12 protein-coding genes are annotated in these 22,777 nt (G+C 44.1%); 10 read left to right on the top strand and 2 right to left on the bottom strand.

The features are described from left to right. Positions 1-12 precede the first annotated feature (12 nt). The 7 genes from ACFFGT_RS13560 (at position 13) to ACFFGT_RS13530 (ending at position 14,592) form a co-directional block, all read left to right on the top strand. Entirely contained in the window at positions 13-1,791 is a 1,779-nt protein-coding gene (locus ACFFGT_RS13560; protein WP_377023078.1) for a RagB/SusD family nutrient uptake outer membrane protein, read from the top strand. Positions 1,792-1,868: 77 nt separating this feature from the next. Beyond that, positions 1,869-5,483, top strand: a complete 3,615-nt coding sequence (locus tag ACFFGT_RS13555) for a VCBS repeat-containing protein (RefSeq protein ID WP_377023077.1) — start codon at positions 1,869-1,871, stop codon at positions 5,481-5,483. A 10-nt stretch (positions 5,484-5,493) separates the two neighbouring features. Further along, entirely contained in the window at positions 5,494-6,816 is a 1,323-nt protein-coding gene (locus ACFFGT_RS13550; RefSeq protein WP_377023076.1) for a vanadium-dependent haloperoxidase, read from the top strand. Positions 6,817-6,830: 14 nt separating this feature from the next. Further along, positions 6,831-8,396 carry an FG-GAP repeat domain-containing protein gene (locus tag ACFFGT_RS13545; RefSeq protein WP_377023075.1) on the top strand — a complete coding sequence of 522 codons (1,566 nt, stop codon included), beginning with the start codon at positions 6,831-6,833 and terminating at the stop codon, positions 8,394-8,396. A 17-nt stretch (positions 8,397-8,413) separates the two neighbouring features. After that, a complete protein-coding gene (locus ACFFGT_RS13540) occupies positions 8,414-9,976 on the top strand; it encodes an FG-GAP repeat domain-containing protein (RefSeq protein WP_377023074.1) in 1,563 nt (520 codons plus the stop codon). A 390-nt stretch (positions 9,977-10,366) separates the two neighbouring features. Then, on the top strand, positions 10,367-13,156 hold the full coding sequence (locus ACFFGT_RS13535; RefSeq protein WP_377023073.1) for a glycoside hydrolase family 2 protein: 2,790 nt from the start codon (positions 10,367-10,369) through the stop codon (positions 13,154-13,156). 119 nt (positions 13,157-13,275) lie between these two features. Next, positions 13,276-14,592 (top strand): flavin monoamine oxidase family protein, encoded by a 1,317-nt coding sequence (locus ACFFGT_RS13530; protein WP_377023072.1) that lies wholly within the window; start codon positions 13,276-13,278, stop codon positions 14,590-14,592. A gap of 108 nt (positions 14,593-14,700) precedes the next feature. On the opposite strand, the gene ACFFGT_RS13525 is transcribed toward ACFFGT_RS13530, so the two are convergent. Together ACFFGT_RS13525 and ACFFGT_RS13520 are read right to left on the bottom strand one after the other, a co-directional pair. Continuing rightward, positions 14,701-15,951, bottom strand: coding sequence for a family 8 glycosyl hydrolase (locus ACFFGT_RS13525; RefSeq protein ID WP_377023071.1), 1,251 nt, complete (start codon positions 15,949-15,951; stop codon positions 14,701-14,703). Beyond that, positions 15,905-16,855 (bottom strand): LysR family transcriptional regulator, encoded by a 951-nt coding sequence (locus tag ACFFGT_RS13520; protein WP_377023070.1) that lies wholly within the window; start codon positions 16,853-16,855, stop codon positions 15,905-15,907. Before ACFFGT_RS13520 ends, ACFFGT_RS13525 begins: the two co-directional genes overlap by 47 nt. 89 nt (positions 16,856-16,944) lie before the next feature. On the opposite strand from ACFFGT_RS13520, the gene ACFFGT_RS13515 reads away from it, so the two are divergent. The 3 genes from ACFFGT_RS13515 to ACFFGT_RS13505 are packed head-to-tail and all read left to right on the top strand — an operon-like array spanning position 16,945 to position 22,732. Next, positions 16,945-18,348, top strand: a complete 1,404-nt coding sequence (locus ACFFGT_RS13515) for a TolC family protein (RefSeq protein ID WP_377023069.1) — start codon at positions 16,945-16,947, stop codon at positions 18,346-18,348. Positions 18,349-18,366: 18 nt separating this feature from the next. After that, positions 18,367-21,612 (top strand): efflux RND transporter permease subunit, encoded by a 3,246-nt coding sequence (locus ACFFGT_RS13510; RefSeq protein WP_377023068.1) that lies wholly within the window; start codon positions 18,367-18,369, stop codon positions 21,610-21,612. Further along, on the top strand, positions 21,605-22,732 hold the full coding sequence (locus ACFFGT_RS13505; RefSeq protein ID WP_377023067.1) for an efflux RND transporter periplasmic adaptor subunit: 1,128 nt from the start codon (positions 21,605-21,607) through the stop codon (positions 22,730-22,732). The genes ACFFGT_RS13510 and ACFFGT_RS13505 overlap by 8 nt, the downstream gene beginning before the upstream one ends. Positions 22,733-22,777 lie beyond the last annotated feature (45 nt).

The following is a 22,777-nucleotide window of genomic DNA, read 5'->3' as shown; positions in this document are numbered from 1 at the left end:
TATAAAAAAGTTATGAAAAAATTACAAATGAAATTGATTGTACCGTTAGCACTGCTATTAGTGTGTATGGTATATGCGTGCCAGAAGGATATCCTTAACAGGCCGATACAGGCTGCTTTAAGTCCGAACATTGTGGCCAACAAAGCTGGTGTTGAAAGCTTACTTATCGGAACGTATTCCTTATTGGATGGTGTAGGTGGCATTGGCGGCGGTATTGATGCTGCTGGCTCAAACTGGTTGTTTGGCAGTGTTGCAGCAGGCGATGCCTATAAAGGTTCAGAACCATCTGACGGTGGTAACGATGCCTTACCAGTTGGTAACTTTAACGAAGCAACTAATAACCCTTATACCACCTCAAAATATACTTTGTGTTATGATGGTGTTGCCCGCTCAAATGATGTTTTGCGTACTTTGGCATTAGCTAAAGATATCGGCGCCGACGACGTTAAGAGGATTACAGGTGAGGCCCGTTTTTTAAGAGGTTACTACTATTTTGAGCTGAAGAAAATGTACAACATGATCCCTTATGTTGACGAAACAGCTACTACTAACGCTCAGGCAAACATTGCAAATGATAAGGACATATGGCCAAATATCGAAGCCGATTTACAGGCAGGTATTGACAATATCCCGGTTACACAAGCCCAAAAAGGCCGTGCCAACAAATGGGTAGCTGTTGCTTACCTTGCTAAAGCCAAAATGTTTCAGCACAAATTTGCCGAAGCTAAAACTTTGTTTGATAACTTAATTGCTAATGGCGTTAAAGGAACAGGTGCTAAATTTGGATTAAATGTTAACTATCAATCTAACTTTAGCCCTCAGGCCACTCAGAAAAACAGTATCGAATCTGTATTTGCTGCACAAGCGTCAGTAAATGATAACTCGGGCGGTAACAATGGTAACACCGGCGATGAGTTGAACTTCCCTTACAATAGCGGTCCTGGTGCTTGCTGCGGTTGGTTTAACCCTTCACAATCATTGGGTAACTCATTTAAAACAGGTGCTGATGGTTTGCCTCTTTTCACTACCTATAACACAGGTAAAAGGGTAAGCAGCAAAACCGATCCATATACTGGTACCCTTGATCCACGTATTGACATTACTATGGGCCGTCCTAATATTCCTTACCTTGACTGGGGCAATCCTCCGGCAAGCTGGATCCGTGACCCTACAGATGGTGTTTTCAATCCACGTAAAAACGTTTATTCATCTGCCGAAAAAGGCACCAACTCAAGTACTGAAAACTACTGGGCTGCTAATGAGGTTACATCAAACAACGTAAACCTAATGCGTTGGAGCGATGTGCTTTTAATGGCTGCCGAAGCAGAAGTTGAAGTAGGAAGTGTTGATAAAGCGTTAGATTATGTAAACCAGGTGCGTAACCGTGCAGCAGGCACTACCTGGTGGGTTTACAAAAACTCTCCGTATGATCCTTCAAAATCGACTTATACGGTACAAACAACTCCTGCCGATAACTATTTAATTAAACCATATCCTGCAGGTGTTTTTGCTGATAAAAATTATGCCCGTACAGCTATCCATTTTGAAAGGAAACTGGAGTTAGCAATGGAAGGTCAACGTTTCTTTGACTTACAGCGTTGGGATCAGGGTACAGGCAGTATGGCCGATGAGATCAATGCCTTCTTTGCATATGATATCAATATCAATTCACAGTTAACAGGTGCTCACTTTACCAAAGGAAGAAATGAGTACTATCCAATTCCACAGGATCAGATTGATAAATCTGCTTCAACCGGAAGCGGTGTATTAAAACAAAATCCTGGTTATTAATTAACTGTTGATTTTAAATATTTAACTTTAGGTGGAGATCATGATCTCCACCTTTTTTTATAGTTTACTAACCAATAATGAAGTATACCCTTTCCCTTGCATGCCTGGTTGCCATTTTATTTAGCGCCTGTAAAAAAGCTACACTTTTTGAACAGATACCCTCTTCTCACTCCGGTATTACCTTCAATAATAAAATTGTTGAAAATGACACCATAAACCCCTTAACCAAGCTAAACCTGTATAATGGCGGCGGCGTGGGCATAGGTGATTTCAATAATGATGGTTTGCAGGATATTTACTTTGTTGCCAATACCACATCAAATAAGCTATACCTTAACAAAGGTGATATGAAATTTGATGACGTAACCACGGCAGCAGGTGTTGGGGGCAGCGGCGGATGGGGCAGGGGAGTTGCCGTTGTTGATATAAACAACGATGGCCTTATGGATATTTATGTATGTTATACATTGCTTGATGATTCGGTTAAGCGTACTAACCTGCTTTACGTAAACCAGGGCATAGGTAAAGACGGCGTACCGCACTTTAAAGAAATGGCTAAGGAATATGGTCTTAATGTTAAGCTGCACTCAACCATGGCCTCGTTTTTTGATTATGATAACGATGGTGATCTGGATATGTACCTAACCGTTAATGAGGCGGTTGCCGGCGATAATCAAAGCACCTTTAGGCCGATAATAACCAACGGAAGCCACCGGAGCACGGGGCAGCTTTACCGTTGTGACTGGGACCCGGTGCTTAAACACCCGGTTTATACCAATGTATCAAAACAGGCAGGCATAGGCACCGAAGGCTATGGTCATGCTGCTACCATTGTTGATATTAACCGTGATGGGTGGAAAGACATTTACGTAACCAACGATTTTTTAACCGATAATATTTTATACATCAATAACGGTAATGGCACTTTTACCGATAAGGTACAGGAGTATTTTAAGCACACTGCTTTTAGTGCCATGGGGCAGGATATTGAGGATGTGAACAATGATGGCCTTGCCGATGTTTTTGAGGTGGATATGAACCCCGAGGATAACTACCGGAAAAAAATGTTCATGCCGCCCAATAATTACCAGGTATTTCAAAATTTTGACAGGTATAAATACCAGTACCAGTATACCCGTAATACACTGCAGCTAAATAACGGCCCGCGAATTGGCGGCAATGACTCCATTGGCGATCCCTCATTTAGTGATGTGGCTTTTTTAAGCGGTGTTGGCCAAACAGACTGGAGCTGGGGGCCTATGATAACCGATTTCGATAATGATGGTTACCGTGATATTGTGATAACCAACGGCTATCCGCGCGATGTAACAGACCATGATTTTATAACTTTCAGGCAGATGGCCTATTCGGTAGCGTCAACCCAGCAGGTGCTTGACCAGATCCCGATTGTGAAAATACCTAATTACGCTTTCCGCAATACCAATGGCGTACAGTTTGAGGATGTAACCAAAAACTGGGGACTTGGTGCCCCCTCGTTTTCAAACGGATGTGCGTATGCTGATTTGGATAATGACGGCACCATGGATATGGTGATCAACAATATCAATGATGAAGCATTCATCTACAAAAATACATCCCGTAAAAATGCAATAAACAGTAGTAACTACTTACATATACAATTTCATGGCGGGCCTAAAAACCTGAATGGCCTTGGTGCTTTTGCCGATATTTATTATGATCATGGCAAGCACCAGTACTATGAAAATACCCCTTACCGTGGTTATTTATCAACCATACAGGATATAGCCCATTTTGGCCTGGGTAATGTATCTAAACTCGATTCGGTGGTGATCCGCTGGGATAATGGTAAAAAACAGGTGCTTACTAATGTAAAAACCAACCAAACAATCCAGGTTAAAATTGCCGATGCCAAACTTGATTATAGTAACAAAAAACCTTCAATTGATAATATCGCTTTATTTAAAGATGTCACCCAATCGGCAGGTATAACCTATAAGCATAATGACCAGGATTATATAGACTTTAACGTTCAGAAACTGCTTCCGCATAAATTATCAGAATACACACCGGCCGTAGCTGTTGGCGATGTGGATGGTAATGGTTTTGATGATATGGTGGTAGGCGGCACTACAAAGTACCCTGCCCAGTTGTTATTGCAACAGGCCAGCGGCAAATTTATTCAGCGCGACCTGGTGCTTCAACCAAAAGCTGTTGCCCCGGTTGGTAATCCTAATGATATGGTGCACATGGTATCGCCTGTAAGGGTTAAAGATGAAGGCATGCTGCTTTTTGATGCCGACGGTGATGGCGACCTTGATCTTTACGTAGCCAGCGGCGGCTTTGAAAGCGAGCCCGGTTCATCCAATTACCAGGACAGGCTTTATATTAACGATGGTAAAGGGAACTTTAAATTACAGCCCGATGCACTGCCTAAAAATCTGACCAGTAAACTGTGTGTAAAAGCGGCCGATATAAACCGCGATGGTAAAATGGACTTGTTTGTATCCGGTCGTGTTGATCCCTGGAATTATCCTAAACCGGTATCAAGCTTTATTTTGCGCAATGATAGCAAAAATGGCGTTGTTAAGTTTACCGACGTATCTGCATCGGTAGCAAAAGAATTGAATAACATAGGCCTGGTTTGTGATGCCACCTTTACCGATTTTAATAACGATGGCTGGCCCGACCTGATCCTTACCGGCGAATGGATGCCAATCACTTTCCTTAAAAACGATCACGGCATTTATAAAAATGTAACGCAAAACACGGGTATTGAAAATAAGCTTGGCTGGTGGAATACTATTGCAGCCGGCGATTTTGACCACGATGGCGATACCGATTATATTGTAGGTAATACCGGTCTTAATACTTTTTATAAAGCAACTGATCAATACCCGATTTATATTACCGCTAAAGATTTTGACAATAATGGCAGTTATGACGCATTTCCTTCGGTTTTCCTGAAAGATCAGCAAGGGCAGCTGCAGGAGTTCCCGGCTTTTGGCCGCGATGATATTGTAAAGCAAATGATCAGCATGCGCAGCAGGTTCCAAAATTACCGTTCGTTTGCAACAGCAACAATGGATTCGGTGATAACGCCAAAAATGCGTGAGGGTGCAATCCGCCTAAAAGTGAACTACCTGCAATCGGTTTATTTACGTAATGATGGTGGCGGTAAATTTACAGCCATCCCGTTGCCGGTTGAAGCCCAGATGTCGGAACTATGCGGCATTACAGTCGACGACTTTGACGGTGACGGTAACCTGGATGTTGCGTTGAATGGTAATGACTATGGCACCGAAGTTGCAACCGGCCGTTACGATGCTTTTAACGGTTTATTGCTTAAAGGCGATGGTAAAGGAGGCTTTAAACCGCTTAGCATTATGCAAAGTGGTATTTACATTCCTGGCAATGGTAAGGCTTTAGTTAAGCTAAAGGGAGCTAAAGGCAATTATCTGCTGGCCGCTACCCAAAATCGGGATGCCATGAAATTATTTGAGCTGAAAAGGCCCGTTAAAACATATAATCTGCAACCGCTTGATGCATTTGCAACTGTAAAATACAAAAATGGCAAAACTGCCAAACAGGAGTTTTATAATGGTAATTCTTTCTTGTCGCAGTCAGGCAGATTCATTAATATTGATGATAACATGGCTTCAGTAACTATAACCGACAGCTATGGCCGTCAACGTAATATACCAATTAACTAAATTATTATAAATGAGATTGTTCAGGATATTCTTAGCCGCTGCAAGTTGTGCCCTTATGTTAGGTTGCGGAGGTAAGCCTAAAAAGATACCATTGATTAAGGATGCAGATGTTATCCATAATAATGTTGATCAGCTTACGCAGGTTATTATATATGATGTTTTTACCCCTCCGGTAGCAAGCCGTATTTACGGTTATACCTCGCTGGCAGCTTATGAAGCGCTCCGTTATGAAAAACCGGAGTATAATTCTATTACAGCCCAGCTTAAAGCTTTCGGCCAGCCGCCGCAGCCTCAAAAAGGGGTTAAATATAATTACACACTGGCAGCTACTAACGCTTTTTTTACAGTAGCACATAAAGTGACTTTTTCAATTGATTCATTGAAAAAATATGAGGCTAAGGTTTATGCCATGTATAAAGATAACCTCGATGATTCAACCTATGCCCGTTCAATGGCCTTTGGCGAAAAGATAGGTAAGTACATTTTAAAAAGGGCATCGGTTGATAATTATCCCCAAACCCGTGGTAAGCCCAGGTTTTTGGGCAACGATAATCCCGGCAACTGGCATCCAACGCCTCCTGATTACCTTGATGGTGTTGAGTTTTGCTGGGGCACCATGCACACCTTTGCGGTTGATACCTCAACCATGTTTGCGTTGCCGCCTCCACCTGCATTTAGCGAGAGCAAGGACAGTCAATATTTTAAGCAAACCATGGAGGTGTATAACCAAAGCAAAAATATCACACCTGAGCAAAAAACTATAGCCAGGTTTTGGGATGATAACCCTTTTGTTATTGAACACAACGGCCACATGATGTTTGCCAATAAAAAGATCACCCCCGGCGGTCACTGGATTGGTATAACTGCCATAGCCTGTAAGCAAACCCACGCTGATGAAGTAAAAACTGCCCAGGCCTACGCCCTTACCTCAATAGCTTTGTTTGATGCTTTTATCTGCGGCTGGCAGGTTAAGTATGAAACTAATTATATAAGGCCGGTAACCATCATCAATGATAAAATTGATCACGACTGGCTGCCAATGCTGCAAACGCCACCGTTTCCTGAATATCCAAGCGGTCATAGCGATATCAGCGGTGCTTCGGCAGTGGTGCTTACGCATTTGTTTGGCGATAATTTTGCCTACCAGGATACCAGCGATCTGCGTTATATTGGTATGCAGCGCCATTTCGATTCCTTTTTAAAGGCTGCCGATGAAACTTCAGTAAGCAGGTTTTATGGCGGTATCCACTTCCGTAACAGTGTAAACCAGGGTGCTGTACAGGGCAGGCAGGTAGGTGAGTACATCTGGAAAAAATTAAAACTTAAAAAATAAGGGTTGGCTATTTTATGAATTTTAAAAAAAGCTTATTAACCATATCATACCTTTTTTCATTCACTGCATTACTGGCCGGTTTAACGCTCATCAACAGTTGTAAACGTAAACCGGCATATCAACCTTATAAGTTTACCGGCGATGTTATAGTTGATGGTAAAAACCTGGTACAACTAAAATGTACCCGTTGCCACTCGTTAGTGCCCGTTGATGCATTGCCTAAAGATGTTTGGCTTAACCATACGCTGGTTAATATGGCGCCGCTGCTGCATATTTCAACTTATGGCGGCTCCTCGTACTATAAAAACAGGCCGCTTGATACAACCGGCGCCACTATTGCCGAGTGGACAGCCATTTTAGATTATTATAAGAAAGCAGCACCGGATACTTTAATGACTGCCAAAAAGCCCAGCCCATTGATAAATGACTGGGCTGGTTTTGTGCTGAAAAAGCCTGCGCCGGTCATTTATAAAAGCTTCACCACCATGGTTGCCACCAATCCCGCCACACATAAATTATACAGTGCCGATGCGGTTGATGAAAAGCTGAATATTTGGAATAGCAATTTAAAAATGGATTCTATTGCTAAATTTCCGTCGGCTGCCGTTGATGTAACTTTTGGTATGGATAGTTTGGGCAATAATGTAGGCTTTTTCTCCTGCATAGGCCGTATGGCCCCAGTTGATTTTCCCAACGGTAAAGTAGTAAAGGTAAACCTTGATGCTAAGGTAGTTAATAATGACCAAACCTATATCGCATCTGATTTGCCCCGCCCCGTAGGTACCGTAACCGGAGATTTTAACAAGGATGGTTTGCCGGATGTGGTAGTTTGCGGCCAGGGTAAGTTTAAAGGCGGAGTTTACCTGCTTAAGCAAAATAAAGATCATACGTATGATCAGCAAACTATTTATGATAAGCCGGGCGCTGCACAAGCTTTGGCCGGCGATTTTAATAACGATGGCTGGCAGGATGTGATGCTCCTGACAGGTAGCGGCGATGAAGGCCTCTGGCTATTGCTAAATGATAAAAAAGGAGGTTTTACTACCCGCAACCTGCTGTATTTTCCACCGGTTTATGGTTCAAGCAGCTTTCAATTAGTTGATATGGATCATGACGGCAGGCTTGACCTTATATTAACCTGCGGGTATAACTATCGTGATTCGCGGATCCTGAAACCTTACCACGGCTTATATATTTTTACCAACACAGGCGACTGGAATTTTAAACAACGCTGGTTTTATCCTGTAAACGGCTGCACAAAAGCTATAGCTGCCGATTTTGATGGTGATGGTGATATTGATATTGCAACGATAGCCTTCTTCGCTGATATGAAAAACACGCCTGCCGAAGAGTTTATATATTTTGAGCAGGGTAAACCTTTTGATTTTAAACCACATGCACTGCCGATTAGCCAATATGGTCATTGGATGTGTATGGAAATGACTGATCTGAACAATGATGGCAAACCCGATCTTGTTTTAGGTAACTACTCGGATGGCTTTATGTTCCAGGATGGTTTTAAACCCAATTGGAACCAGCACCTGCCGCTTGTTGTATTGGAAAATCATACCGGGAAATAGCAGATAGATATAAATCAATGGCGGGGCTAAAAGCGGGTTTAGGGATGCGGTCAAATAATTTATTATTACTGATAACAGGCGCGATGTTGGTAACCCTTGCCTCACTAAGCAGTTGCCACAATGATGACGGTGGTATAAGCGATGAAGAATTTTTAGCGCAGGGCAAAAAACTGGCTATGGTACGCTGCGGGAGTTGCCATGAAGCTCCGGATGCTTCACTGTTGGACAGCGCTACATGGGAAAAATATATTTTACCGGCCATGGGCGCAAAATTTGGTATGCGGCTTTTTATGGATCAATACGTGGCCTCGCCAACGGCAAGCATTACTCTGGCCGATTGGAACAAGATTTTTGCATATTATAAATATACATCACCCAAAAAGCTAAAGATCCCCAGGCCCGATGCGGTACTGGATTCGGCTTTATTTTCGGTAAAACGGCCTGCCAATGTTGATACAAAATCGGGAGAGGCCATGACCACCATGGTTAAGTTTAATCCTGTTGATAAGCACTTTTATACAGGTGATGCCGGTAATAAACTTTACCGCTGGGATAGCAATCTTAGGGCTACGCTCATCAAAAAGTTCCATTCGCCCATAACCGATGCTACTTTTTATCAATCCGAAACAGAACCTAACAGCGCCGTAATTACCTGTATAGGCATCCTCCCGCCCAATGATCAGCTTAAGGGGAGGTTAACGCATATCAATCTCGATAAGCAATCAAAAGATACCACTTTAATGGCCGATAGCTTACCTCGTCCGGTTAAAAGCGCCGCTGCCGATTTTAATAAAGATGGCCTGGTAGATTATGTAAGCTGTGGTTTTGGTCGTGACCGGGGCGGCTTGTTCCTGTTACAGCAGCAGGCTAATCATACTTTTAAAAGAAAAATCATCCGTGCTGTTCCCGGCCCCGAAGTAGTTTACACAGGCGATTTTAATGGCGACGGCTGGCCTGATATTGCCTGCCTGTTTGCCCAGGCCGATGAAGGCATCTGGCTATTCCTGAATGATAAAAAGGGCGGCTTTACCACACAAAATATCATGCGCTTTCCATCGGTTTACGGTTCAAGCAGTTTTCAGTTAATTGATTTTAACCACGATGGCAAACTTGATATTTTATACACCTGCGGCGATAATAATGACTATTCACCTGTGTTTAAGCCCTATCATGGAGTTTACATTTTTACCAACCAGGGCGACTGGAAATTTAAACAAACCTACTTTTACCATATCAACGGCTGCTCTAAAGCGATAGCTGCCGATTTTGATAATGATGGCGACCTTGACCTGGCCGTGATCGCCTTTTTTCCTGATTATAAATATCATCCTACCGAAGGTTTTACTTACCATGAACAGCTCAGCCCCGGTAAGTTTAAAGTTCATGAGGTGCCCATTAATTTATTAGGCCGGTGGATCTCGATGGAAGCCGGTGATATTGACGGCGATGGAGATACAGATCTTGTTTTGGGCAATTTTTCGGTAGGAGCACAGGGACTGATGAACCAAAAGGATTATAAACCCAACTGGGATCTGTACGAGCCGATCATAGTGCTGCAGAATAAAACTATCAAAAAGTAGATATTTCAATATTAAAGCCATGTCATTGAGGAGGAACGATGAAGCAATCTCGTAGCTATGCAGATCGGCCATGTATTGGCTACGAGATTGCCACGCTACGCTCGCAATGACATGGTTTTTATTTGACAGCGTTTCTTCTTGCGCTCGTTTGTAACGAGTGCTTAACCTGGGTTTGCGTTTTTAACGCATGTCATCCCGCTGCAAATGTTATTTACAACAATAACATTTGCAGCGGTTTCTTACGACGAAGAGGGAGATGCGATAACAAACCGGTAAAATGTTTTACTAAAGCTCTAAAACGTATCATTTGTACAACAAATTGATAAATTAGTACAGCTGTATCTTGCTGTACGTTAAGTAGTTTTACCTCAATATTTATTGATATACTAAATGAACAAAAGTATCTGCTCTGCTTTAAGTGTAATAGCTGCCTGTATTTTGCCTGCCTTTGTATCGGCACAATCAGGAGTTGTGAAACAAGTTAAATTAAGCAATTTCGATTTGCAATCGTCTGCGTTGGTGAGTGCTTCCGGCTCCGAACTTTCCAATATGCAATATCATTCGCCGGTATACTGGTTTCCGGTAAAAGTACCCTCAACTGTGCTCACCGGTCTTGTGGCTAATCATATCTATCCTGATCCATACCAGGGCCTGAATAATATGCTGATCCCGGACGCATCCGATCAGTTTAATAAGGAATATAACCTGGAACAATACAGTCATTTACCAAATGATCCTAATCCCTGGAAAAAGCCTTACTGGTACCGCACCACTTTTAAGGTACCTGCAGGCGACAAAGGCCGTCGTTTCCAGTTGATATTTAAAGGTATCAACTACCGTGCAGCTGTATGGCTTAATGGTAAACAAATTGCCGATAGTACCCAAATGGCCGGCATGTTTGCCGAACATAACCTGGATGTAAGCGATGCAGTTAAAGCAGGCGCCGAAAACGCCCTCGCCGTAAAAATTTACCCTCTCGATTACCCTGGCTATCCGGCAAAAGAACAATTGAAGGCTCTCGGCCCATTTTATGAAAATGGTGGCCCAACTGGTGATATCGGTAAAAATGTGACTATGTTATGTTCTTCAGGCTGGGACTGGATCCCGCCGGTGCGCGACCGTAATATGGGCATCTGGCAGCCTGTTTTTCTGCGTACTACCGGGGCGGTAACCATAGGCAGGCCAAAACTGGTTACCGATTTGCCAAACCTGCCCGATACTGGCATGGCCAAGCTTTCGTTAAACTTAACATTAACCAATAATACAACCGCTACACATGGCGGTAAGCTAACAATCAGCATAAAACCCGAAAATTTTACAGGTGCGCCGGTGCAGTTTAGCCAGCCCGTGGTAGTGCCTGCAAATGCTGAAAAAGGAGTTGAGCTAAGTGCTGATAAGATCAGTCAACTGATTATCCATCAGCCTAAATTGTGGTGGCCTAATGGTTATGGCAGGGCCAACCTGTACCGCATCCGTTTGCAATATGCTGAAGGAGCTACTGTAAGTGACGATACCACTTTTGTATTCGGGATCCGTAAGGTGGCCTCAAAAGCCGAAACGACAGCCAATGGTTTTGTACGCCGTAAGTTTTATGTAAATGGCAAAGAAGTGCATTTGGTAGGAGGTGCCTGGGTGCCTGATATGATGGTAAACCGCGATTCGGCCCGTTATGATTATGAAATGCACCTGTGCCGCAATGCCAATGTGAACCTGGTACGCATTTGGGGAGGTGGGGTTACCGAACCTGATGATTTCTGGAATGCTGCCGATAAATACGGACAAATGGTATGGTCGGACTTTTGGATCACCGGCGATACCCAGGGCGAGTTTAAAGGTTCGCCAGATTGGCCGCTGGAAGGTAACGTATTCATCAAAAACGTGGAAAGTACCATCTACCGTATCCGTAACCACCCAAGCCTGTTGGTATGGACAGGCGGTAATGAAGGCCATGCCCGTAAAGAGTTATACGATGTAATGCGGAATGATATTATCACTTTAGATGGTACAAGGCCGTTTATCCCAAGTTCATCGGGCTTTGCCAAACTGCCTGCCGGGTGGAAAGGTTCATGGCCTGATGATATGCCATCGGGGGTTTACAGCGGCGGCCCGTATGAATGGAAAGACCCTAAAGACTATTATAAACTGGCCGATGCGGCAAAGGACTGGGTGTTTAAAGATGAAACCGGGTTGCCGTCGCAGCCGCCATATACTACATTACCAAAGATCATCCCTAATTTAGTTTGGGACACTAACTTGCCTTTCCCGCTTAATAATTCATGGGGTTATCATGACGCGGCCACCGGTGCAGGTAAGTATGATAAGTACTATGAAGAAATGGCCAAAAGGTATGGTAAGCCGAGCAGCATTGTTAATTTCTCTGACAAAATGCAGCTCATGAACGCTGTAGGTTACCAGGGGATTTTTGAGGCCGATGGTCATAAACTGAACGAAACAGGCGGCGTAATGCTCTGGAAACTGAATGCGGCGCTGCCAAGCGTAATATGGCAAATTTACGATTGGTACCTGGAACCTAACGCAGGCTACTACACCATGCAAAACGCTTGCGAACCAGTCCATATACAGTATAATTATGATAATTCATCAATAGCTGTTATCAATCGTACGCATCATGCAACAGGCAGCTTAACCGCAACGGCCGATATTTATGATATCAACAGCAAGCTGATTAAATCGGAAAGGGTTGCTAATGTAGGGCTGACACAAACAGGTGTTAAGGAAGTGATCCAACTCAAAGATGCGCTTTCCGCCACCAAAGGTGTAAGTTTTGTGGTGTTGAACCTGATAAATGCAGCCGGAAAAACGGTATCGCACAACGTGTACTGGTTATCTGCAACCGATGACTTCACATCGCTGAATGATATGAAACATGTACATGTACAGGCCAAAGTGCTCAAAGCTGAAAAAGGTGCGAGCGAAAATAAATGGACCTTGCAGTTTACCAACAACTCTAATCAACTGGCATTCTTTGTTCGCCCCCAATTGATGAAGAATGGTGAAGAGGTTATGCCAAGCTACTGGACAGGGAATTATTTTAGTCTTGCCCCACATGAAAGCATCACGGTATCAGTTAGCGCTCCGGTAGCTAAGCTGGGTACGGCAAAACCAACCATATTACTTGAGGGCTGGAATTTGGATAAGCAGGTGATAGCATTGCAGTAAAAGTTTAATTCATATTTCTCGCAAAGGCGCGAAGACGCAAAGATTTTTTTCTTCGCGTCTTTGCGCCTTTGCGTGCTTATATAAAACTTTAAAAATCTGCTTATCTTGCTCAACACATATTGCATATGGAAAATACAGATGTAATTATCATCGGCGGTGGATCAGCAGGTTTAATGGCCGCCCGTACGCTTGCCAAAGCAGGGGAAAATGTTGTATTGCTTGAAGGGCGTAACCGGCTTGGCGGCCGGATCCATACGCTGGAGCATGGTACCTCACTGGAACCTGCAGAACTGGGTGCTGAGTTTATTCACGGAGATTTGCCCGTTACCCAAAGCTTGCTCAATGAAGCAGGTATTAAATATACCCCGGCATCAGCCTCGATGTGGAAATATGAAGATGGTAAGTTTATAGCCGAAGGTCATGTTATTGAACATTGGGGTGAGTTTCTGGAAAGCATTATGCAGCTGAAGCATGATATGAGCATTGAAGATTTCATGCAGCAGGAGTTTTCGGGCGAGCAGTATGTCGGCCTCCGTGAATCTGTGCGGGGATATGTGTCAGGCTATGATAATGCCGATCCTAAAAAGGCGAGCGCCTTTTCCATCCGTAAAGAGTGGGAGAATGAGCATGAAGATGCACAATACCGTGTTGAAGGCGGTTATTGTGAACTGATCAGCTACCTGGCAAATGAGTTTAAACAGGCGGGCGGGCATATTTACCTTAACGCTGTTGTAAAAGATATTGATTGGGGGCAGCATCATGTTACCATAAGCACCGATATCGGGATAACCTACCAGGCCCGGCAACTGCTGGTTGCTGTGCCGCTTGGGATTTTACAGGCCGAGACAGGCTTAAAATGCACCCTAAGTTTTGACCCGCCGATTGATTATTATATCAAGGCTTTAAAGTCACTTGGTTTTGGAGCTGTTATAAAAGTGTTGCTTGAGTTTGATGAGGCATTTTGGTATAGCGACGAAATTCGGCAAATGACCGGTGCCGATCTGGAAGATATGGGTTTCCTGTTTTCGGGAGAGGCAGTCCCGGTTTGGTGGACACAGATGCCTGTACATCGTCCGCTGCTTACCGGTTGGCTTGGAGGGCCACCCGCTGCTGCGCGTTTAAATACCAGCGACGAGGATATGCTGATGCAAGCCCTTGAATCTATCTCCAATATTTTTAAAATAGATATTGCGAAGCTTAAGGAAAAACTCCTCACCTGGAATGTCATAAACTGGACTGCCGACCCATTCTCACGTGGATCATACAGCTATGATACTACCGAAACCGCCGATGCAAGGAAAATCCTAAGCCACCCCATTGGTGATACCCTGTTTTTTGCCGGCGAATACCTGTACGAAGGCACAGCCATGGGAACCGTTGAAGCCGCGCTTACGAGTGGTTTAAGGGCGGCTGAAATGTTGTTAGGGTATGAGTAATTAAAAATATGTCATTGCGAGGAACGAAGCAATCGCATGCTGTACAGAGCGGACATGCTTCCGTGCGATTGCTTCGTTCCTCGCAATGACATGAAGAAGATAGCTCGCTTATTCCACCCGCCAATAATTACCGCTCACAATGATCATATCCAGCATTTTGATGGTATTATCGTAATAATCATAATCCTTCACTTTAAAGGCTACGAGGTAATCCCAGATTTTATTAAGCCATTGCTGGTTACTTTGATCAACCATGGCCGATACGGTGAATGGTGCTATAAAACTCAAAGCTTCAAAGTAGCGGCCTTTAATATCATTACCTGCCAATGTATATCCTGCCGAAATATTATCAGGGTTACCTTCGGTAGTTTGCCTGATCCAGCGATTAATCGGGCTCACAAAATCCTTCGCGCGTTTATCGCCATATAACAAATAATCGGTAGCAACGCGCCACGGTATCCGGCATGCATTGTAGTTATAATAACCATCATATACCGATTCCATGTACTTAGGCTGTGCGGGCCGGGCTTTCCTATCTATTCCCCTTATAAAATCTGGAACAAGGCCTGCTTCGGGGCTGTAAGTTTTTTGCAGGTATCCAAAAAGCCGATAATTATTATCAATCACCTTTTGCCATTTACCTGTTTTTGATGTGCTTTCAAAAGCCTTGAAATTGGCAGGCATGAAATCAGATGCGCGCATATCGTAATAATCTTTGCTATCATGTTCGCTGCCATCGCTCAGTAAAACGGAAAACGTTTTGGGATTGATTTCATAGCGCATAATGGCAGCCATCATGTTTTTGGCTTCCTGTAGATAATTGATACCGCTTTTGCTGCCCCATTGCTTATCGGCCAATAACAGGGAGTAGGCAATGTCCATATCTCCGTCGGTAGCTGTACTTCTGTCAAGATTTTTGCAGTTTTTCACCTGCGCCCAAGCCATTAGGTAAGCTGATGTTTTTGCAGGATGGGCTTTGTAGTAATAGTATAAACCATCATAGGTGGTTTTGGCTTGTTTATCATATCCAGCCATTAAAGCAGTGATGATCATACCATAACCCTGCCCTTCGGATACGCATTCTTTACCCGGTTTTTCAAACCAAACGTAAAACTGGTTCTTGTTGCAGCCGGGTTTGATGTACCGGTGTTTCCATTGATAGTAAAAAACGGTTACCTGTTTATCCAGTTGCTGCTGGCTAAGGTGATTTGGTTTAATGGTACCGGCGGTATACCGGCTATGTTGAGGAAACGGCCTTAATGCTACCTGTGCATTGAGGCCGTTCAGTGTAAATATCAAGAATAGCAGCAGGCTATATCGCACGCAGTTCGGGGTAAGCAGCAACCTCTTCAACATCATTGCATAATAGCTCGGTTTTGCAGAAATGGTTTTTCAGACAAGCCAAAAAATTCTGAATTACCGGTGTATCCTTGCAGGTGGCGGCGTACCAGGTGCGTTTTGCTATGCTGTGATGTAATGGTTTTGTAACAATGTGTTTACCGGGAAGGTACGGCTTCACTATCCAGTCGGCCATAACGCTTATTCCGAGGCCTGCATTTACCATCTCAATAGTGGCATCGGTATAGTGGATCCGGTTAAGTGTTTTGGGCTTTACATGCTGCTCCTGGATGAGTGTTTCGATAACCGGAGTCTCCTGGTACGAGGGGTCATAAAGGGCCAGGATCAGCTCCTGGTTTTGGAAGTCGCAAATGTCAATAACAGCTTTTTTTGCCAGGGGGTGATCGGCCGGTAAAATGGCTACTAACTGGTCTTCAAAAATGGGCTCATAAACAATTTGCGTGTTCACCATTTGGGTACGCACAATGCCCAGGTCAAGGTCGCCTCGCATGAGATATTCGAGTGGCCGGCGACTGGCATCCGAAACTATATTTATGTTAATATCAGGCCATTGGCTCTTGAAATCCTTAATTACGCCGGGTAGCCAGTGGTATGCTGTATAGCATTGCATACTGATATTCAGCTGGCCGGTTTTACCATTTTTATAGTTATTAATATCTTCTTGAAGCGTACGTATTTCGGCCAATATTTTTTCCGAACTTCGTAAAAAACGATAGCCCACTTCGGTAAGCTGAAGCTTCTTTCCCTGGCGATGGAACACCTCTATATCCAGTTCCTTTTCCAGCTCTTTTAACTGGTGGCTCAGGGCCGATTGAGTTAGGTGTAAAGCGCTTGCTGCTTTGGTCAGCGAACCCTCTTTTGAAATGGTATCTACTAACCTGAAATGATGTAATGCAATATTCATTATTAGTTTTGCTAATGATTTACACAAAATTAATTCATTTTTTTCATGAATCATATAGCAATACATTTGCCGTGTATAAAATACACCTCATGTTAAACACAAATGCAAAAAAATTACTCCTGTTTTTTTTGAGTGTTTCATATGTCTTACACGTACAAGCTCAGCAAAAAGTCCTTTCCATTAAGGATGCTGAACAAATGGCCCTTGCTAACTATGCGTCAATCAAGTCGAAGGCAAACCAGCTTAACGCCTCTAAGGCATACCTCAAAGAAACAAAAACGGAGTATCTGCCGGATGTAAACTTCTCCGCGCAGCAGGACTACGGAACAGTGAACGGCCAAAACGGACCATCATATGGTTACCGGGGGCTTTCTGTAGCTTCATCCGGGCCGGTATTGGCCAAGCAAAACTGGAATGCTGCTTTCGGAGCGCTCTATTTAACCAACGTTAGCTGGGACTTTTTCGCCTTCGGCAGATCGAAGCAAAAAATCGGCGTACAAAAAACCATCGTATCGCGCGATGAAACTGATCTTGTACAGGAGCAATTTCAGCACCAGGTAAGAGTAGCCGCTACTTACTTAAACCTTTTGGCGGCCCAGCAACTAAGCAAGGCACAGCAGGATAACCTTAACCGCGCTATGGACTTGCAAAAAGTAGTTGTAGCCCGTGTAAAGAACGGTTTAAATCCGGGTGTAGATTCATCACTGGCCAACGCCGAAGTATCTAACGCTAAAATAGCGCTTACCAATGCGCAGCAAACCGTGCAGGATCAAAGTAACCAGCTTTCGGTTTATTTGGGTATCCCGGCACAGGAGTTTCAGTTGGATAGTGCTTTCATTACCAAACAGCCTAATAACCTGGAAGCATTAAGCGCCGTTGCAACTACCGATCACCCAACTTTGAAATTTTATCAAAACAGGGTAAACGTGAGCGATCAGCAGGCTAAATACCTCCGCACCTTCGCCTTGCCAACCTTTAGCCTTTTTGGTGTTTACCAGGGCAGGGGATCAGGCTTTAAATCCGATTATGGCGTTGATCAATCGAGCTATACCGGCAGTTATGGTGCAGGTGTTGACCCAACCCGTTACAACTACCTGTTTGGTGTAGGCGTGGTATGGAACTTTACAAGCGTGTTCAGAACCCACTACCAGGTACAATCGCAAAAATATACTTCAGAACAGTTGAAGAATGATTATGAGCTGGTTGATAAACAACTGGAAGCACAGCGTGCATTAGCCGAAACACGTATAGGCAATGCCCTGAAAAATGTTAACGAAGTACCGGTTGAAGTTTCGGCCGCCAACAACGCTTACATTCAAAAATATACACTGTATAAAAACGGACTATCAAACATAGTTGATTTTACACAGGCGCTTTATACCCTTAACCGGGCCGAGGTTGACAAATACATAGCCCTGAACAACGTATGGCAGGCATTGCTGTTTAAATCGGCAGCTACCGGCGATTTCGGGATCTTCATCAATAATTTTTAACAGTTACACACATATACAATGGGAATGATAAAAGGGGCGCTGCAAAAACCAATTACCATATTGGTTATAGTAGCCGGGCTGTTCTTCTTCGGTATAAATGCGGTACGGACTATCAAGATCGATATATTTCCCGATCTAAACCTGCCGGTTATATATGTATCGCACCCATACGGCGGTTTCACCCCAAACCAAATGGAGGCTTACTTTGGTAAGCAATATGTTAACCTGTTGCTTTTCGTATCGGGCGTAAAAAGTATCGAAACGAAAAATATACAAGGCTTAACGTTAATAAAAGTTACTTTTTATGAGGGCACCAACATGGCCCAGGCCGCGGCGGAGGTCACGAGTTACACCAACCGGGCCCAGGCCAGCTTCCCGCAGGGGTCGCAGCCGCCCTTTATTTTGCGCTTTGATGCCTCGACGCTGCCGGTTGGTCAGCTGGTGTTGAGCAGCGCCACCCGCAGTAATAACGAATTGCTGGATTATGCATTGGTTTATGTACGTTCGTCATTTACCTCCATTCCGGGCCTTGTTGCTCCGGCTCCTTTTGGCGGTAACCAGCGTACTATATTGATCAAAGTTGATCCTAACCTGTTACGCTCGCACAATTTAACGCCCGACCAGATCGTGGCTGCCCTGCGCGAGAATAACCAGAATACCCCGGCAGGTAACGTACGCATTGGCGATTACAACTACCTTGCCCCATCAAACACCACCATAAAAAAAGTTCAGGATTTTGGCGATATCCCGCTTTATAAAAACGGCATCCAAACTGTATTTATGAAGGATGTTGCTACTATTGAAGATGGCGCCGATATTACCGCCGGTTATGCGCTTATTAACGGTAAACGTTCGGTATACCTGCCTATCACCAAATCGGCTACAGCCTCAACCTGGGATGTGGTTCAAAACCTGAAAAAGGCCTTACCTAAATTTCAGGCTTTACTGCCCGATGATGTGAAACTGTCATTCGTGTTTGACCAATCCATATATGTGATCAACGCGGTAAAAAGTTTGGCCGAAGAGGGCGCGATAGGTGCGGTATTAACCGGACTCATGGTATTGCTATTTTTGGGTGATAAACGTGGGGCACTCATCGTGATCCTTACTATCCCAACCTGTATTATCTCGGCGATATTCTTTCTGTCGCTGGCGCATCAAACCATCAACATCATGACGCTGAGCGGTCTTTCGCTGGCGATAGGTATTTTGGTGGATGAATCGACGGTGACGATTGAGAATATCCACCAGCACTTTGATATGGGTAAACCAAAGGCTTTGGCTATCTGGGATGCCTGTAAGGAAATTGCTTTCCCTAAATTGCTGATCCTGTTCTGTATCCTGGCGGTGTTTGCACCTGCCTTTACCATGACCGGTATCCCGGGTGCATTGTTCCTGCCGCTGGCATTAGCAATCGGTTTCTCTATGATAGTTTCATACCTGCTTGCTCAAACCTTTGTGCCTATCATGGCCAACTGGATCATGGTGAACAAACACGAAGATCACAGCCATAAAGATGGTTTTGCATTAGAAGATGAAGGCGAGCCATGGGAGCAAAAAGAAAGGGCTATGAAAGCTGCGCTTGAACATAAAGGTAAAGATGTTACCCGTTTTGATAAATTCAGGGACAGCTTTATGAACCTGATGGACCGTATGCTGCCTAACCGTAAAATACTGGTAACGGTTTACGTAGTAACGGCCTTTGGCCTGGCATTCCTGTTGTTCAATATCATTGGCCGCGATGTGTTACCTAAGGTTAACTCAGGTACTTTCCAGGTACGTTTGCGTGCAGCTGATGGTACCCGTTTAGAACGTACAGAACTTATTGCGGTTAAAGCACAGCATATATTGGGTGATATTGTTGGTAAAAACCACATTGCTATCACATCGACATTTGTTGGTTCGCATCCGTCATCGTTTTCAACCAACCCTATTTACTTGTTCATGGCAGGCCCGCAGGAATCTGTTATGCAGGTAAGCTTAACCGAGGATTATAAAGTTAACCTTGATGACCTGAAGGAAAAATTCAGGCACGAGATGGCTAAACAATTGCCTGATGTTAAATTGTCGTTTGAGCCTATCGAGCTTACCGATAAGATCCTGAGCCAGGGCTCACCAACGCCTATTGAAGTTGCCATCACCGGTAAAAACAAAAAGCAGAATGTTGAGTATGCCTTCAAGATCATCAATAAACTAAAAGATATCAAATATCTGCGTGATGTGCAGATAGGCCAGTCGTTCAATTATCCAACTATCGATATTAATATCGACAGGCAAAGGGCGGCACAGCTTGGTGTAGGTTTAAATGATATTTCACGCTCACTGGTGGCATCAACTTCGTCATCAAGGTTTACCGAAAAGAATAACTGGATTGATGAAAGATCAAACTTAAGCTACCTGGTACAGGTACAGGTGCCTGAATACCAAATGGCCAGCTTAAATGATGTTAAGGAGATCCCGGTACTGGCAAACCAGGCCCGCCCTGTATTGGGTGATGTTGCTGATGTAAAGACTGGTACCACCTTTGGTGAAAACGATAACGTAGGTGCTGTGCCAACTTTGTCAGTTACAGCCAACATCAATAAAAAGGATTTGGGTACTGCAACCAACGATGTGCAGAAAGCAATTGACGAACTGGGCAAACCACCACGTGGTTTAACAGTTGAAATGCATGGTATGAGCCAAACCCTTACCGATACACTGAACAGCTTACAATCGGGCTTATTAGTAGCCGTATTGGTGATATTCCTGATGCTGGCGGCAAACTTCCAGTCGTTCAAAATGTCGATGGTGGTTTTATCAACCGTTCCTGCTGTATTGTTTGGTTCGCTGTTGCTGGTTAAAATCACCGGTGCTACGCTTAACCTGCAATCATACATGGGTATGATCATGTCGGTAGGTGTATCTATCTCAAACGCAGTGTTACTGATCACCAATGCCGAAGAATTGCGTAAGCACAACGGCGATGCACTGAAATCGGCCCGTGAAGCTGTAGCATTACGTCTTCGCCCTATCTTGATGACCAGTTTGGCTATGATTGTAGGTATGATCCCGATGGCATCAGGCTTAGGTGAAGGTGGTGATCAAACATCACCACTCGGCCGCGCTGTTATCGGCGGACTTATCGCATCAACCTTTGCTGCGCTGCTGATATTGCCATTGGTTTTTGCCTGGGTACAAGGTAATGCCACTACCCAATCCGTTTCATTAGATCCAGAAGATAAAGAAAGTAAATTTTATGTCCCTTTGCACCACCATGAATAAGCTAAAAAATAAATCAATACTGCTGCTTGCCGTTTTAGCGATGGCAGTTGGCTCCATGAGCGCCTGCCACTCAGATGATAAAGAAAAAAAGGAGCAGCAGGAAGAGGAACAACAGCAGGATGCTGTTGAAACCCCAACGGTACAAATTGTACCGTTAACCAAAGGCAGGTTAAGCAGCAATATCACTATTCCTGGTGAGCTGATCCCTTACCAGCAGGTTGACCTGTACGCCAAAACCAACAGCTATGTTAAAAAGCTTTTGGTTGATATTGGTTCGGAAGTACACCAGGGACAGCTGTTGGCTGTGCTTGAAGCACCGGAAATTAACTCGCAATTGGCTGCTGCACAATCACGTATTAAACAGTTTGAAGCTGTTTATTTTGCCAGCAAAGCAACTTACGACAGATTGGTAAGCACCAGCAAAACACCGGGTACCGTTTCGCAAAACGATCTGGAGCAGGCTGAAGCTAAAAAGAACGCCGACCAGGCCAATATTGATGCTGCAAAATCCGGTTTAAAAGAGGTATCCGCTAATTTGGCTTACCTGGAGATCCGTGCGCCTTTTGATGGCGTGATCACCAGTCGTAATGTTAACCTGGGTGCCTATGTTGGTCCGGGTGGTAAAAGTACCGACCCATTGTTTACCATCCAGGATCAGGGCCGTTTACGTTTAGTGGTATCAGTGCCTGAAGTTTATACAGGCGCTTTGAGCAATAAAAGCGAAGTTAATTTTACGGTGAGAGCCTTGCCGAGCGAAAAATTTACCGCCCAGGTAAAACGTATAGCAGGTGCGCTTGATGAAAAATTACGTGCCGAACGCCTGGAGATGGACGTTTACAATAAAGATAAAAAACTGCTTCCGCATATGTTTGCCGAAGTAAGCCTGCCACTGCCTGCCGGCGACAGCACTTATGTAGTGCCTAAAACAGCTGTTGCCACTTCAACCGAAAAGGTTTTTGTGATAAAAGTTGTTGACCACAAAGCTGTTTGGGTTGATGTAAAAAAAGGCCTGAGCAACGGCGATAGCATCGAAATCTTCGGTGGTGACCTGAAACCTGATGATAAGCTGGTAAAAGCAGCCTCGGATGAGATCAGGAACGGATCGACTTTGAAATATTAATAATTGAAAATTGGTTGATTTGAAGATTTCTTCAAAATTAACAAC

It is taken from the genome of Mucilaginibacter angelicae (genome assembly GCF_042434235.1).
GTDB classification, from domain to species: domain Bacteria; phylum Bacteroidota; class Bacteroidia; order Sphingobacteriales; family Sphingobacteriaceae; genus Mucilaginibacter; species Mucilaginibacter angelicae.
The sequence above is the reverse complement of the archived record's forward strand: the minus strand, read 5'-3'. Positions and strand labels throughout refer to the sequence as shown.

What these genes read in the sequence shown, in the direction of transcription:
- ACFFGT_RS13560 (WP_377023078.1), top strand. Translation starts at nt 13, where the DNA reads ATGAAAAAATTACAAATGAAATTGATTGTACCGTTAGCACTGCTATTA.
- ACFFGT_RS13555 (WP_377023077.1), top strand. Translation starts at nt 1,869, where the DNA reads ATGAAGTATACCCTTTCCCTTGCATGCCTGGTTGCCATTTTATTTAGC.
- ACFFGT_RS13550 (WP_377023076.1), top strand. Translation starts at nt 5,494, where the DNA reads ATGAGATTGTTCAGGATATTCTTAGCCGCTGCAAGTTGTGCCCTTATG.
- ACFFGT_RS13545 (WP_377023075.1), top strand. Translation starts at nt 6,831, where the DNA reads ATGAATTTTAAAAAAAGCTTATTAACCATATCATACCTTTTTTCATTC.
- ACFFGT_RS13540 (WP_377023074.1), top strand. Translation starts at nt 8,414, where the DNA reads ATGGCGGGGCTAAAAGCGGGTTTAGGGATGCGGTCAAATAATTTATTA.
- ACFFGT_RS13535 (WP_377023073.1), top strand. Translation starts at nt 10,367, where the DNA reads ATGAACAAAAGTATCTGCTCTGCTTTAAGTGTAATAGCTGCCTGTATT.
- ACFFGT_RS13525 (WP_377023071.1), bottom strand. Translation starts at nt 15,951, where the DNA reads ATGATGTTGAAGAGGTTGCTGCTTACCCCGAACTGCGTGCGATATAGC.
- ACFFGT_RS13520 (WP_377023070.1), bottom strand. Translation starts at nt 16,855, where the DNA reads ATGAATATTGCATTACATCATTTCAGGTTAGTAGATACCATTTCAAAA.
- ACFFGT_RS13515 (WP_377023069.1), top strand. Translation starts at nt 16,945, where the DNA reads ATGTTAAACACAAATGCAAAAAAATTACTCCTGTTTTTTTTGAGTGTT.
- ACFFGT_RS13510 (WP_377023068.1), top strand. Translation starts at nt 18,367, where the DNA reads ATGGGAATGATAAAAGGGGCGCTGCAAAAACCAATTACCATATTGGTT.
- ACFFGT_RS13505 (WP_377023067.1), top strand. Translation starts at nt 21,605, where the DNA reads ATGAATAAGCTAAAAAATAAATCAATACTGCTGCTTGCCGTTTTAGCG.